The following is a 14,688-nucleotide window of genomic DNA, read 5'->3' on the forward strand; positions in this document are numbered from 1 at the left end:
GGAACCGAAAGTGCCGTAAGAAAACGTGGTGGCAGCAGGAATTTGCCGTATTTAAATGCGAAGCCACGGCAAATTCCGTTACTGGGCACGTATGCGTGAACAGTAACTAGAAATGTGGTGAAATAGACCAGGGAGGCGGAAACAATGGATATAAATCAGAAACAGAAAGAACGTCTGGAGCAGCAGTTTGCATTTATCCGGGAGATAGACAAGGAGAAATTTATCGGTCGCCAGACGTATCTGACAGACGGCGAGCGGAAGGAAAATGACGCGGAGCACGCATGGCATATGGCGATCATGACGGTGCTTCTGGCGGAGTATTCCAATGAGCCGATTGATGTGCTGAAAACGGTTACCATGCTTCTGATTCACGATCTGGTCGAGATCGATGCCGGCGACACGTATGCCTATGATGAGGAGGCGAAGAAAACCCAGCGGGAGAGAGAATTAAAGGGTGCAGAGCGCATTTTCGGAATGCTGCCGCCGGATCAGGGCGAAAAACTGCGCTCTCTCTGGGATGAATTTGAAGCCGGGGAGACGCCGGAAGCACGGTTTGCACATACGATGGACAACATCCAGCCGACGATGCTCAATGATGCTTCCAATGGAAAGGCGTGGGCGACGCGCGGCGTGCACCTGAGCCAGATTCTTGGAAGAAATAAGAATACCGCCAAGGGCTCGGAGACGCTGTGGAACTATTCCTATGAGAATTTCATCACTCCGAGCCTCCGGGAAGGAAAGATAAAAAACGACACGTTACCCGAAGAGTAATCGAATTGTCGGAGGAAGCATGAGCTTTATCCAGCAGACTGCTGTCAGCGGAAACGGCGTGCGTGGCTGCTATTTTTGAGTTCGAAGAAGATTCTGTCGGTTCGGTGGTTATTTTTGAAGCTGAAGCTGTTCCAGAACGTTCCGAGTGATTGGAGCAAGTCATCGGGTCAGCTTTAGAGGAAATCAGAGCAGCAGCTTTCTTGTTTACATCAAAAATGATATGCTTCTTTTGCGACAGCCAGTTCATATCGTTATCAAAAATCAGAGCGTCAGAGACGGAATCGGCGCTCTGATTTTTTGAGTTTTCTTCCGGCATGACACCTCCGGACAGGGCGGGCGGCGGATAGAGAACACCCCACCAGTTGTCGATCACATGAGTCTGCAGGATCGGCGGGGCGACCGCGTACGCCAGGACTTTCTGCTGAATCTGGTTTCTGGTAAAAGTAAGAAGAGGCAGGCAGAAAAGCAGAAATAAGAGCATGGAACATAAGGCGAGATGCGGGAGTGCTCCACCGTATAGATGGGAAGGTTTACAGGAACCGGTGGAAAAATGGCGGCATTTATTGGTGACAGGTGGATGAATCCTGGATGTGGGTGACGGACAATTTTCAGGATGGAACGAAATCATTTGATTTATCATAATGGCTCTCCTTTTACTGAAAGAAATCGAATCTTCTTGTCGCAAGTATTGACAGTTATGGTATAATCTAAACTATATTTTGGAATAGCATTCCGGCGTGTGGTGAAGCTTCCCACACCCGGCAGAAAGGCGGATATTATGAAAAAGAGTGTACTTGTGGTATTTGGCGGACAGTCTTCGGAACATATTGTTTCATGTATGTCGGCAATCAATGTCATTAAAAATATAGATACAGAGCGCTATGATGTAACCCTGATCGGAATTACCGAAGAGGGAAAATGGCTGCTGGTTGACTCGGTCGAGCAGATCGAGGATGAGAGCTGGAGAAAGAACACGACGACCGCGATCCTTTCCCCGGATGCAACGGAGAAATCCGTGATCGTCCTGAAAAATGGTAAGGCGGAAATGATCCGCATTGATGTGGTATTCCCGGTTCTGCATGGACTCTGGGGCGAGGACGGCACCATTCAGGGCATCTTTGAGCTGGCAAAAATCCCGTATGTCGGATGCGGTGTGCTGGCGTCCAGCGTTTCGATGGATAAAGTGTATACAAAACAGATTGTTGACCACACAGGCGTGCGCCAGGCGGCATATGAGCTGGTCATCCGCAAAGAACTTGAAAAGATGGATGAGGTTGTGGCACGCATCGAGAACCGGTTCTCATATCCGGTATTTATCAAGCCGTCCAATGCAGGTTCTTCCAGAGGTGTCAGCAAGGCGTCGGATCGCGAAGAGCTGATTGCAGGCTTAAAGGAGGCGGCGCACCATGACCGCAAGATTCTGGTTGAGGAGACGATTGTCGGCCGTGAGATCGAATGTGCGGTCTTTGGAAATGGCACAGAACCGGTCATCGCTTCCGGTGTTGGCGAGATTCTGGCAGCAGCCGATTTCTATGATTTTGATGCGAAATATTACAACGCAGAGTCCAGAACCGTGGTAAATCCAGAGCTTCCGGGCGATGCGACCGAGCGTGTGCGTCAGGCGGCGAGACGTATTTTCAAGGCGGTAGATGGCTATGGTCTGTCGCGTGTCGATTTCTTTGTGACGAAGGACGGCGAGGTTATCTTCAATGAGATCAATACCATGCCGGGCTTTACCGCGATCAGTATGTACCCGATGCTCTTTGAGGCGGCCGGAATCCCGAAGCCGGAGATGGTGACAAAGCTGATTGAACACGGACTGAAACGCTACGAAGCCTAGAAATAAATAAAAATGTTTCAGAATCCTGAAACAGTGTGAGAGAATCTACTTTTGGACGTTATATGATTCAATATACACAGATGTTCGGGAAAGAATGGAAACATGACCATAAGAATTTTGCCGAAAGGAAGGTAAACATGGATAGAAATGCCCCGATCGGAGTTTTTGATTCAGGCATCGGCGGTCTGACGGTAGCCCGTGAGATCATGCGTCAGATGCCGCAGGAGAGCATCGTATACTTTGGAGATACGGCGCGCGTTCCATATGGAAGCAAATCGCAGGAGACGGTGCTGCGCTATTCCCGCCAGATCATCCGTTTCTGAAAACACAGGGAGTCAAGGCGATCGTGATTGCCTGCAACACGGCCTCGGCGTGTGCACTGGAGACGGTCAAACAGGAATTGGATATCCCGATCATCGGGGTTATCTACGCGGGCGCGCGCACGGCTGCCGAGGCAACCCATAATGGAAAGATTGGCGTAATTGGAACCGAGGCGACCATCCGGAGCGGTATTTATACCAGAGAAATGCAGAAGCTGCGCCCGGATATTGAGGTCATTGGAAAACCGTGTCCGCTCTTTGTGCCGCTGGTGGAGGAAGGACTCTTCCATGATTCGGTAACAGATGAGATTGCCTCCCGGTATCTTTCTTCGCTGAAAGAAAAATACATTGATACGCTGGTTATGGGATGTACGCATTATCCGCTGCTGCGTTCGACTCTGCATCGGCTGATGGGCGACGAGGTGACATTGGTAAATCCGGCATATGAGACGGCGGTTGAACTTAAAACTCTGCTGCGGGACATGGATCTGACACGCAGTTCGGAGGATCTGGAACGTTTTTCGGAGGAAAACAGCCGCCGCGCTGCTGCCGGGGACCCGATTCTTGACCAGTATCAGTTCTTTGTCAGCGACCGGGCGGAGAATTTCACGCGTTTTGCCAAGGCGATTCTGCCAAAAGAGGTAAAAGACACGAAACAGATTAACATTGAGGAGTATTAAAATATGACGAAAGATGTGCTTGTATCCGTGCGCGGTGCCCATATTGCGGACGGGGAGACGAATAACCTGGAGGTTATCACGGCAGGCAGCTATTATTTCAAAAATGGCAAGCATTATATCATCTATGATGAGATCCTGGAGGGTGAGGAAGGAAGCATCCGCAATACCATCAAAGCCAATGCGGATAGCGTCGATATGATCAAGGGAGGCGATGCGCGGGCGCATATGATTTTTCAGGAGAACCGTCCGAATGTCAGCTGTTATGTGACTCCATACGGTCAGATGATCGTGGGCGTCACGACCGACCGCATCAAGATCAATGAAGGTCCGGATCATTTGAAAATTCAGATTGATTATACGCTGGAACTCAACTATGAGCAGACCAGCCAGAGCCATATTGAAATTGATGTGAAATCGAAGGCGACGGCGAAATTGAACCTGAAAGAGCAGTAAATATAAAAGAATATAGAAACAAAGAAATAAAATCGATGAATCAAAAATCCCGGAAACGTGCAATCAGTTACATTTCCGGGATTTTAAGATCCATTATTTATTTTTCTTGGACTTGGAAGCTTCTTTCTTTGCTGCCTCTTCTGTATTTTTCTTGAAACGGTCAAAGAATTTTTTCTTCTTCGGCAGCGGCGGGATACCTCCGCGCACGCTCTTGATCTCTGTGATATAAAGACCGCTGATGACAACCTTTGCCTCGGTGCGGAGCGGTAACTGAAGGAATACCTTCTCATCCGCGATCATGGTCACAACCTTCGGTCCGATCTTAGCCTTTACGATCGGGAGCTTCGCCCACTTCATATACCATGGAGTCTGGTCAATAACCATCTTCGGGAGACCGGAATCTCCGATTTTCAGTTTCTTTTTGTCAATCGCCAGAATCGAAACGGTCTGTTTCGAAGCGTCGATCATAGTCTGCTGCTCTGCCTGACGTTTCTGCATCCGGGAACCCAGAATATACAGTACGACAAGAAGGATAGCCAGAATGACGATAATAACTAGCAGTACATTCCAAAATGACATATATATACCTCCGTTGTAGATAGCGGCGGGACGAAAATCCAATCCCATTTCGCAGAAATAACGAAAATAGCCGCGCAATTACTATGTATTATAGCATTGGAGAGGGGAAATGGCAAGAAAAATAGACGGGTAACTATGGCTTATTCCAAATCCATCAAAAAACCACTTGACACCCATCAAATCCCATGCTAAGATGGAGAATGCACTATTGTGGAAAACTGTGTTTTCCGGGTATTCGTATGCCCAAATGACAGTGCAGCTCCGGCGGCATGAAACAAGGCTGGTTCGGAGATGGAAAAATGCAAACCATAGAGATAGAAAGAAAACAGGGGTGAAACATCGAATGGAGAAAAGCAGGATGCGTCCGGTAAAAACCGGTAAAGGTGTAAGGATGACCTTCTCAAGACAAAAAGAAGTTCTGGAAATGCCGAATTTGATTGAGATTCAGAAAAACTCGTATCAGTGGTTCCTGGATGAGGGACTGAAAGAAGTGTTTGCTGATATCTCCCCGATCACGGATTTCGCAGGTCACTTGAGTCTGGAATTTGTGGATTTTACACTGTGTAAAAACGATATCAAATATACGATCGAAGAGTGCAAAGAGCGCGATGCGACCTATGCAGCTCCTCTGAAGGTAAAGGTAAGACTTTGCAATAAAGATAAAGATGAGATCAATGAACATGAGATTTTCATGGGTGATCTTCCACTTATGACCGACACCGGCTCCTTCGTTATCAACGGAGCGGAGCGAGTTATCGTCAGCCAGCTTGTTCGTTCCCCTGGTATTTATTATGGAATCGCGCACGATAAGATCGGTACAGAGTTATACAGCTGCACCGTTATCCCGAACCGGGGTGCCTGGCTGGAGTATGAGACAGATTCCAACGACATTTTCTACGTGCGTGTAGACCGGACCAGAAAAGTTCCTGTTACTGTTCTGATCCGTGCTCTTGGTTACGGTACTAACGCCGAGATCATTGACCTGTTCGGCGATGAGCTGAAACTGGAGAAGAGCTTCGAGAAGGATCCGTCCAACAACTACCAGGATGGTCTTCTGGAATTATATAAGAAGATTCGTCCGGGTGAGCCGCTTTCCGTAGACAGCGCAGAGAGCCTGTTAAACAGCATGTTCTTCGATCCGCGCCGCTACGATCTGGCAAAGGTGGGTCGTTATAAATTCAATAAAAAGCTTCACTTTAAGAACCGTATCGTAGGTCACGTTCTGGCTGAGGATGTGGTTGATACAACTACCGGAGAGATTCTGGCGGAGCAGGGAACAAAGGTCACCAAGGAACTTGCTACTGACATCCAGAACGCAGGCGTTCCGTTTGTATGGATTCAGGGTGAGAAGAAGAATCACAAGGTTCTTTCTAACATGATGGTAGATCTGGGCGCTTATGTGAATTTCGATCCGGAAGAAGTAGGCGTCACAGAGTTAGTATTCTATCCGGTTCTCCAGGGTATTCTGGAAGAAAATGCCGGCGCTTCTGATGAGGAGTTAAAAGAGATTATCCGCAGAGATATCCATGACCTGATTCCGAAGCACATTACGAAGGAAGATATCATCGCTTCCATCAACTACAACATGCATCTGGAAGGCGGCATCGGCAATCCAGATGATATCGACCATCTGGGCAACCGTCGTATCCGTGCGGTCGGCGAGCTGCTTCAGAACCAGTACCGTATCGGTCTGTCCCGTATGGAGCGTGTGGTACGTGAGCGTATGACAACACAGGACATGGAAGGTGTTTCTGCCCAGTCCCTGATCAATATTAAGCCGGTTACAGCAGCAGTCAAGGAGTTCTTCGGAAGTTCCCAGCTGTCCCAGTTCATGGATCAGAACAACCCGCTGTCCGAGCTGACCCATAAGAGACGTCTTTCCGCCCTGGGTCCTGGCGGTCTGTCAAGGGACCGTGCCGGATTCGAGGTACGAGATGTACACTACACACACTATGGCCGTATGTGCCCGATCGAGACACCTGAGGGACCGAACATCGGTCTGATCAACTCCCTGGCATCTTACGCACGTGTCAATGAGTACGGTTTCATCGAAGCCCCGTACCGTGTAGTAGATAAAACCGATCCGTCCAACCCGGTTGTTACGGATGAGGTTGTATACCTGACAGCAGACGAGGAAGATAACTTTGTTGTTGCACAGGCAAACGAGCAGTTAGACGAAGAAGGACACTTCGTCCACAATAACGTATCTGGTCGTTTCCGTGAGGAAACCTCCGAGTTCCAGAAGAAGAAAATCGACCTGATGGACGTATCCCCGAAGATGGTATTCTCCGTAGCTACTTCCATGATTCCGTTCCTGCAGAACGACGATGCGAACCGTGCTCTGATGGGATCGAACATGCAGCGTCAGGCGGTACCGCTTCTGACCACCGAGAGAGCCGTTGTCGATACCGGTATTTCCGCGAAGGCAGCTGTTGACTCTGGTGTGTGTGTCGTTGCAAAGAATGCCGGTGTGGTTGAGCGCTCCGCTTCCAACGAGATCATCATCAAGAGAGATTCCGATGGAAACCGCGATGTATACCATCTGACAAAATTCAAGAGAAGTAACCAGTCCAACTGCTACAATCAGAAACCGATTGTATACAAGAATGACCATGTCGAAGCTGGCGAGGTTATCGCAGATGGTCCGTCCACCTGCAACGGTGAGATCGGTCTGGGCAAAAACCCGCTGATCGGCTTCATGACCTGGGAAGGCTACAACTACGAGGATGCCGTTCTTCTGTCTGAGCGTCTGGTTCAGGAGGATGTATATACCTCCGTCCATATCGAGGAATACGAGGCAGAAGCACGTGATACCAAGCTGGGACCGGAAGAGATCACAAGAGATGTTCCGGGTGTCGGCGAGGATGCACTGAAAGATCTGGACGAGCGCGGTATCATCCGCATCGGTGCAGAGGTTCGTGCCGGTGATATCCTGGTAGGTAAGGTTACTCCGAAGGGAGAGACCGAGCTGACCGCAGAAGAGCGCCTGTTACGTGCGATCTTCGGTGAGAAGGCAAGAGAGGTTCGTGATACCTCCCTGAAAGTACCGCATGGTGCATACGGTATCATCATTGATGCGAAGGTATTTACAAGAGAGAACGGCGACGAGCTGGCTCCGGGTGTAAATAAGACCGTTCGTATCTACATTGCACAGAAGAGAAAGATTTCCGTCGGCGATAAGATGGCTGGCCGTCATGGTAACAAGGGTGTCGTTTCCCGTGTACTTCCGGTTGAGGATATGCCGTTCCTTCCGAATGGCCGTCCGCTCGACATCGTACTGAACCCACTGGGCGTACCGTCCCGTATGAATATCGGACAGGTCCTGGAGATTCATTTAAGCCTTGCTGCCAAAGCACTTGGTTTTGATGTATCCACCCCGATTTTCGACGGTGCAGACGAGAAAGATATTCAGAACACTCTGGAGATGGCAAATGACTATGTCAACACCTCCTGGGAAGAGTTCGAAGCAAAATATAAAGATATTGTAGATCCGGAAGTTATGGAGTATCTGGGTACCCATCTGGAGCACAGAAAACTTTGGAAGGGCGTTCCGATCGGACGTGACGGTAAAGTCCGCCTGAGAGATGGACGTACCGGCGAATACTTCGACAGCCCGGTTACAATCGGACACATGCATTACCTGAAACTGCATCATCTGGTTGATGATAAGATTCATGCACGTTCCACAGGTCCTTACTCCCTCGTTACACAGCAGCCGCTGGGTGGTAAAGCTCAGTTCGGTGGCCAGCGTTTCGGAGAGATGGAGGTTTGGGCTCTGGAGGCGTATGGCGCATCCTACACGCTGCAGGAGATCCTGACCGTGAAGTCCGATGATGTGGTAGGTCGTGTGAAGACATACGAGGCAATCATCAAGGGCGAGAATATTCCGGAGCCGGGTATTCCGGAGTCCTTCAAGGTACTCTTAAAAGAGCTTCAGTCCCTGGGTCTGGATGTCAGAGTTCTGGCAGAAGACGGTTCCGAGATCGAGCTCAAGGAGAACATCGACGAAGGCGATACCGATCTTCGTTCCGTCATCGAGGGTGACAGCAAGCGTTACTCTCAGAATGAGTCCTTCGGCAACTACGGTTACCAGGAGCAGGAATTTAAAGATGGTGAGCTGACCGATGTAGAGCACGATGAGTATACAGCAGAGGCAGACGGCTATACGGACGATGACTATGCAGACGTTTCCGATGATAATGGATCTGACGACGAAGAATAATCGATAGGAGGGAGTACCGCTCATGCCAGAGACAAATGAAACATATCAACCATTGACATTTGACGCAATCAAGATCGGTTTGGCATCCCCTGAAAAGATTCTGGAGTGGTCTCACGGCGAGGTTAAAAAGCCGGAGACCATCAACTACAGAACATTAAAGCCGGAGAAAGACGGCCTGTTCTGTGAGAGAATCTTTGGACCGAGCAAGGACTGGGAGTGCCACTGTGGTAAATATAAAAAAATCAGATATAAAGGTGTTATCTGTGACCGCTGCGGCGTTGAGGTTACAAAAGCCAGCGTCCGCCGTGAGCGCATGGGTCATATCGAGCTTGCAGCTCCGGTTTCCCACATCTGGTATTTCAAGGGAATTCCGAGCCGCATGGGTCTGATTCTGGACATTTCTCCGAGAACTCTGGAGAAGGTTCTGTACTTCGCTTCCTATATCGTGCTGGATCCGGGACAGACCGGACTGCAGATGAAGCAGGTTCTGTCTGAGAAGGAGTACCGTGACGAGATCGAGAAATACGGTTACGGTTCTTTCCGTGTCGGCATGGGTGCCGAGGCGATTCAGGAGCTTTTAAAGGCGATCGACCTGGAGAAGGATTCTGAGGATCTGAGAAACCAGTTACAGGATGCAACCGGACAGAAGCGTGCCCGCATCATCAAGCGTCTGGAAGTCGTAGAGGCATTCAGAAATTCCGGCAACAAACCGGAGTGGATGATCATGACCGTTGTCCCGGTTATCCCGCCGGATATCCGTCCGATGGTACAGCTGGATGGCGGACGTTTCGCAACTTCCGACTTAAACGATCTGTACCGTCGTATTATCAACCGTAACAACCGTCTTGCAAGACTTCTGGAGCTCGGCGCACCGGATATCATCGTGCGCAACGAGAAACGTATGCTTCAGGAGGCAGTTGACGCATTAATTGATAATGGCCGCCGCGGCCGTCCGGTTACCGGTCCTGGCAACCGTGCCCTCAAGTCCCTTTCTGATATGTTAAAGGGTAAACAGGGACGTTTCCGTCAGAACCTTCTGGGTAAACGAGTTGACTATTCCGGACGTTCTGTTATTGTTGTAGGACCGGAACTTAAGATTTATCAGTGTGGTCTTCCGAAAGAAATGGCGATCGAGCTGTTTAAGCCTTTCGTTATGAAAGAGCTGGTTTCTAACGGAACCGCTCATAACATTAAAAATGCAAAGAAGATGGTAGAGCGCCTTCAGCCGGAGGTTTGGGACGTTCTCGAGGATGTAATCAAAGAGCATCCGGTTATGTTAAACCGTGCTCCTACACTGCATCGTCTGGGTATCCAGGCATTCGAGCCGATTCTGGTAGAAGGTAAGGCAATCAAGCTGCATCCGCTTGTTTGTACCGCGTTTAACGCCGATTTCGATGGCGACCAGATGGCGGTACATCTTCCGCTTTCCGTGGAAGCACAGGCAGAGTGCCGTTTCCTGCTGCTTTCCCCGAACAACCTGTTAAAACCGTCCGATGGTGGTCCGGTAGCCGTTCCTTCCCAGGATATGGTACTTGGTATCTACTATCTGACCCAGGAGCGTCCGGGTGCCAAGGGCGAGGGCATGGCGTTCAAGAGCATCAACGAGGCAATTCTGGCATACGAGAACAAGGTTGTTACCCTGCACTCCCGTGTCAAAGTAAGAGTAACCCGCACGATGCCGGATGGCACAACGAAGACTGGTATCATCGAATCTACCGTTGGACGTTTCATCTTCAACGAGATCATTCCGCAGGATCTGGCTTCGTAGATCGTTCTCAGCCGGAGAATGAGCTGAAACTGGAAGTTGACTTCCACGTAGGCAAGAAGCAGTTAAAGCAGATTCTGGAGAAGGTTATCAATGTCCATGGCGCAACCCAGACAGCGATCACCCTGGATGATATCAAGGCGATTGGCTACAAGTTCTCTACACGTGCAGCCATGACCGTATCGATTTCCGATATGACCGTACCGGCAAGCAAGCCGAAGCTGATTGCTGATGCTCAGGCAACGGTTGACCATATCGCAAAGAACTTCCGCCGTGGTCTTATCACAGAGGAAGAGCGTTACAAAGAAGTTATCGAGACCTGGAAGGCAACCGATGATCAGCTGACTCACGACCTGCTGACAGGACTTGACAAATATAACAACATCTTCATGATGGCTGACTCCGGTGCGCGAGGATCGGATAAGCAGATTAAACAGCTTGCTGGTATGCGAGGACTGATGGCAGATACGACCGGTCATACGATTGAACTTCCTATCAAGTCCAACTTCCGTGAGGGTCTGGACGTACTGGAGTACTTCATCTCCGCACACGGAGCTCGAAAAGGTATGTCCGATACGGCTCTGCGTACTGCCGACTCTGGTTACCTGACCAGACGTCTGGTAGACGTATCCCAGGATCTGATCGTCCGCGAGGAGGACTGCTGCTGGGATAAGCCGGAGATTCCGTATATGGAGATCAAGGCATTCATGGATGGTCAGGAGACCATCGAGACATTGCAGGAGCGTATCACAGGACGTTTCATCGCTGAGACAATCACAGACCCGGATACAGGTGAAGTGGTGATTGAGAAGAACCATATGTGTACGCCGAAGCGTGCAGCGGCTGTTATGGCAGCATTGAAGAAACAGGGCAGAGATTCCATCAAGATCCGTACCGTTCTGACCTGTAAATCCCATATCGGTGTGTGTGCGAAGTGCTACGGTGCCAACATGGCAACCGGTCAGCCGGTTCAGGTCGGTGAGGCAGTCGGCATCATCGCGGCACAGTCCATCGGTGAGCCTGGTACACAGCTGACCATGCGTACGTTCCACTCGGGCGGCGTTGCCGGTGGCGATATCACACAGGGTCTTCCGCGTGTCGAGGAGCTTTTCGAGGCACGTAAGCCGAAGGGACTTGCTATCATCGCTGAGTTCGGCGGTGTGGCAACCATCAAAGATACCAAGAAGAAACGTGAGATCATTATCACGGATAATGAGACGGGCAATTCCAAGACATACCTGATTCCTTACGGCTCCCGTATCAAGATTCAGGACGGCGCGGTTCTGGAGGCTGGTGACGAGCTGACCGAAGGTAGCGTGAACCCGCACGATATTCTGAAGATCAAGGGCGTCCGCGCCGTACAGGATTACATGATCCAGGAAGTACAGCGTGTATACCGCTTACAGGGTGTAGAAATCAACGATAAGCATATCGAGATGATCGTACACCAGATGTTAAAGAAGATTAAGATTGAGGAAAGTGGAGATTCCGACGTACTGCCGGGCGTATCCATGGATGTACTCGATTTCAACGAGATGAACGAGGCGCTGGAAGCCGAGGGCAAAGAGCCGGCGATCGGACGTCAGGTTATGCTGGGTATCACCAAGGCATCTCTGGCAACCGACTCCTTCTTATCCGCTGCATCCTTCCAGGAGACAACCAAGGTTCTGACCGAGGCTGCCATCAACGGAAAGGTAGATAAGCTGATTGGTCTGAAGGAGAACGTTCTGATTGGTAAGCTGATTCCGGCTGGTACCGGTATGAAGCGTTACCGCTCTATCAAGCTGAACACTGATGTTGAGGAAGAGGATGATATCGATCTGGCAGAGGACGACTTCAACGAGCCGGCTGAACTGGACGAGGCAGACAAGATTGTACTCAACGAGGATGAGCTGAGTGAAGAATAATTAAAAATGAAAAACGGAATCGTTTTTTGGAGATCGCCGCAGAGATGCGGCGGTCTTTTTTTGTGCCAATGATGCGCACTCGCGCGAAGCTGTAGGTTGTCGCAAGCGACCGCGCGAGACGCCCGAATGTGCCAAGGCACATTCGTTCCTGCCATATCATAGACAGAAAACCGTAAGAAATAGAAGCGCGGGATTGGTTGAATCGAAGGGGAAAATCCGTTATACTTATAAAGGAAATGTTTAAAATCCAAAGTAATGTGATTAAATTGTATAAATTTAAAGAACAAATTTAACGATTTTAGACTTTCAAAACAGAAACAATTATTTTAAAAATAGAGACATTGGAAGGAGATTATATAGATGAAGAGACACAATTGGCTCAAAAAACACACACTGGGACTGGCGGCGGCTCTGCTGATGACAGCCGGTATGTCGCAGATCGCGCTGGCAGGTGACTCGGTGTATGTCAATACGTCTTCCCTGCGCTACCGGACATCGGCGCAGATCAAGGACAATAATATCGCGGGCAATCTGTCCTACGGTCAGAAGCTGGAGCGCGTGGGAACCAGCGGGCAGTGGACGATGATTCTTTTGAATGGAAAGAAGTATTACGTTTCATCCGCCTATGTGACAAGCAAAAAACCGGCATCTGCAGGTGCTGTCCAGACAACCAGCCAGACAGCAGCGGGAGCGCAGACATCCGGCGGCACGGCGATCGCACTTTCTTCTAATTATAAATACGCAAATTATTCAAAGATCAACAGCGGAACTGCGACCCTGTACCGCTCGACTGCTTCCAACAAGAAAAATAAAGTGGTCTGTGTCAATGCCGGACATGGAACAAACGGTGGCGGAAGCGTCAAGACCCAGTGTCATCCGGATGGAAGTGCGAAAGTAACCGGCGGCACAACCGGAGCCGGTGCTACCTCAGCAGTGGCAGTTTCCAGCGGTATGACCTTTGCAGATGGAACAGCAGAGAGCAAGGTAACACTTGCTATGGCAAAGGTGCTTAAGACAAAACTTCTGAATGCAGGCTATGATGTACTGATGATCCGTGAATCAGATGATGTACAGCTGGATAATATAGCTCGTACGGTCATTGCGAATAACAACGCGGACTGTCATATAGCCTTGCACTGGGATTCAACCAGCAGCAACAAGGGTGCCTTTTTCATGAGCGTTCCAAGCAATGCAACCTACCGTGCGATGGAGCCGGTTGCCTCTCATTGGAAGCAGCACAACCAACTGGGCGAGTCGCTGATCAGCGGCTTAAAGAGCGCGGGTGTGAAGATTTATTCTAAAGGCAGCATGGAGATGGATTTGACCCAGACTTCCTATTCAACGATTCCGAGTGTGGATATTGAGCTGGGAGATAAGGCGTCCGATCATTCGGGTGCGACGCTTGAGACTCTGGCGAACGGACTGCTGGCTGGCGTGAATACATTCTTCGGACAGTAAAAACTGAAAGGAGGAAAGCGTATGGGATTGGTGGCGTTTATTATGGCATATGCATTATTTGCGTTTATCTTTTATATTCTGCAGGTAATTGCATACTGGAAGATCTTTACAAAAGCCGGGGAAGAAGGATGGAAATCCATCATTCCGATTTACAATGGCTATGTACAGTACCGGCTGACCTGGGATGTGCAGTATTTCTGGGTGGCACTCGGACTGGCGGTCGGCGGAGGTATTTTAAATTCCTTCGGCGGAATCGTGGGAGTTATCGGTTCGCTTGCGCTTCTGGGAACAGCACTCATGAATGTGGTGGCACTCTATAAGCTGGCGTGTGCCTATGGTCACGGGATAGGATTTACTATTGGTTTATTTTTCCTGAATCCGCTTTTTATGCTGATTCTTGGTTTTGGTGATTCGGAGTACATGGGACCGCAGGAGTAGCGGAAATGAAGTTCCGGGATATTTAAGATATTTTCCAGAAAAAAAGAGTCAGATGAGACAATAGAGGGTTTTGCACTGTACCTGTCTACAGCGCAAAACCCTTGTTACTGCTCACAGGTAGGCACTTTTGGAACCGAAAGTGCCGTAGAAAACGTGGTGGCAGCAGGAATTTGCCGTATTTAAATGCGAAGCCACGGCAAATTCCGTTACTGGGCACGTATGCGTGAACAGTAACAAATACCGCCCATTTGTGGG

The 14,688-nt window shown here is 49.6% G+C and carries 8 protein-coding genes and 2 pseudogenes; 8 read left to right on the top strand and 2 right to left on the bottom strand.

Annotation, left to right across the window (positions count from 1 at the left end; translation table 11 throughout):
* The first annotated feature begins 144 nt into the window (after positions 1 to 144).
* Complete coding sequence (locus tag DW085_RS18225) at positions 145 to 771, top strand: HD domain-containing protein (RefSeq protein WP_118494273.1); 627 nt, start codon at positions 145 to 147, stop codon at positions 769 to 771.
* Here the strand turns inward: DW085_RS18225 and DW085_RS18935 are convergent.
* Complete coding sequence (locus tag DW085_RS18935) at positions 716 to 1,411, bottom strand: hypothetical protein (protein ID WP_147353997.1); 696 nt, start codon at positions 1,409 to 1,411, stop codon at positions 716 to 718. The genes DW085_RS18225 and DW085_RS18935 overlap by 56 nt on opposite strands.
* 138 nt (positions 1,412 to 1,549) lie before the next feature.
* On the opposite strand from DW085_RS18935, the gene DW085_RS18230 reads away from it, so the two are divergent.
* The 3 genes and pseudogenes from DW085_RS18230 to DW085_RS18240 all read left to right on the top strand — a co-directional run bounded on the left by DW085_RS18230 (position 1,550) and on the right by DW085_RS18240 (position 4,064).
* Positions 1,550 to 2,611 carry a D-alanine--D-alanine ligase family protein gene (locus DW085_RS18230; RefSeq protein WP_118494276.1) on the top strand — a complete coding sequence of 354 codons (1,062 nt, stop codon included), beginning with the start codon at positions 1,550 to 1,552 and terminating at the stop codon, positions 2,609 to 2,611.
* Positions 2,612 to 2,748: 137 nt separating this feature from the next.
* A pseudogene (murI, locus tag DW085_RS18235) lies at positions 2,749 to 3,611 on the top strand (glutamate racemase).
* Positions 3,612 to 3,614: 3 nt separating this feature from the next.
* The gene (locus tag DW085_RS18240) at positions 3,615 to 4,064 is read left to right on the top strand and encodes a DUF1934 domain-containing protein (protein ID WP_022360090.1); all 450 of its coding nucleotides are present in this window, start codon (positions 3,615 to 3,617) and stop codon (positions 4,062 to 4,064) included.
* 93 nt (positions 4,065 to 4,157) lie between these two features.
* Here the strand turns inward: DW085_RS18240 and DW085_RS18245 are convergent, their stop codons facing one another.
* Positions 4,158 to 4,643, bottom strand: coding sequence for a hypothetical protein (locus DW085_RS18245; protein WP_022360091.1), 486 nt, complete (start codon positions 4,641 to 4,643; stop codon positions 4,158 to 4,160).
* A 358-nt stretch (positions 4,644 to 5,001) separates the two neighbouring features.
* On the opposite strand from DW085_RS18245, the gene DW085_RS18250 reads away from it, so the two are divergent.
* The 4 genes and pseudogenes from DW085_RS18250 (at position 5,002) to DW085_RS18265 (ending at position 14,433) form a co-directional block, all read left to right on the top strand.
* Positions 5,002 to 8,865 carry a DNA-directed RNA polymerase subunit beta gene (locus DW085_RS18250; RefSeq protein ID WP_022360093.1) on the top strand — a complete coding sequence of 1,288 codons (3,864 nt, stop codon included), beginning with the start codon at positions 5,002 to 5,004 and terminating at the stop codon, positions 8,863 to 8,865.
* A gap of 22 nt (positions 8,866 to 8,887) precedes the next feature.
* A pseudogene (gene rpoC, locus DW085_RS20290) lies at positions 8,888 to 12,537 on the top strand (DNA-directed RNA polymerase subunit beta').
* A 360-nt stretch (positions 12,538 to 12,897) separates the two neighbouring features.
* Positions 12,898 to 13,995 (top strand): N-acetylmuramoyl-L-alanine amidase, encoded by a 1,098-nt coding sequence (locus tag DW085_RS18260; RefSeq protein WP_118494279.1) that lies wholly within the window; start codon positions 12,898 to 12,900, stop codon positions 13,993 to 13,995.
* Between the two features lie 21 nt (positions 13,996 to 14,016).
* Positions 14,017 to 14,433, top strand: coding sequence for a DUF5684 domain-containing protein (locus DW085_RS18265; RefSeq protein ID WP_022358471.1), 417 nt, complete (start codon positions 14,017 to 14,019; stop codon positions 14,431 to 14,433).
* Positions 14,434 to 14,688: the final 255 nt, after the last annotated feature.

This window comes from Clostridium sp. AF50-3, from assembly GCF_003477445.1.
Classification (GTDB): domain Bacteria; phylum Bacillota; class Clostridia; order Lachnospirales; family Lachnospiraceae; genus Otoolea; species Otoolea fessa.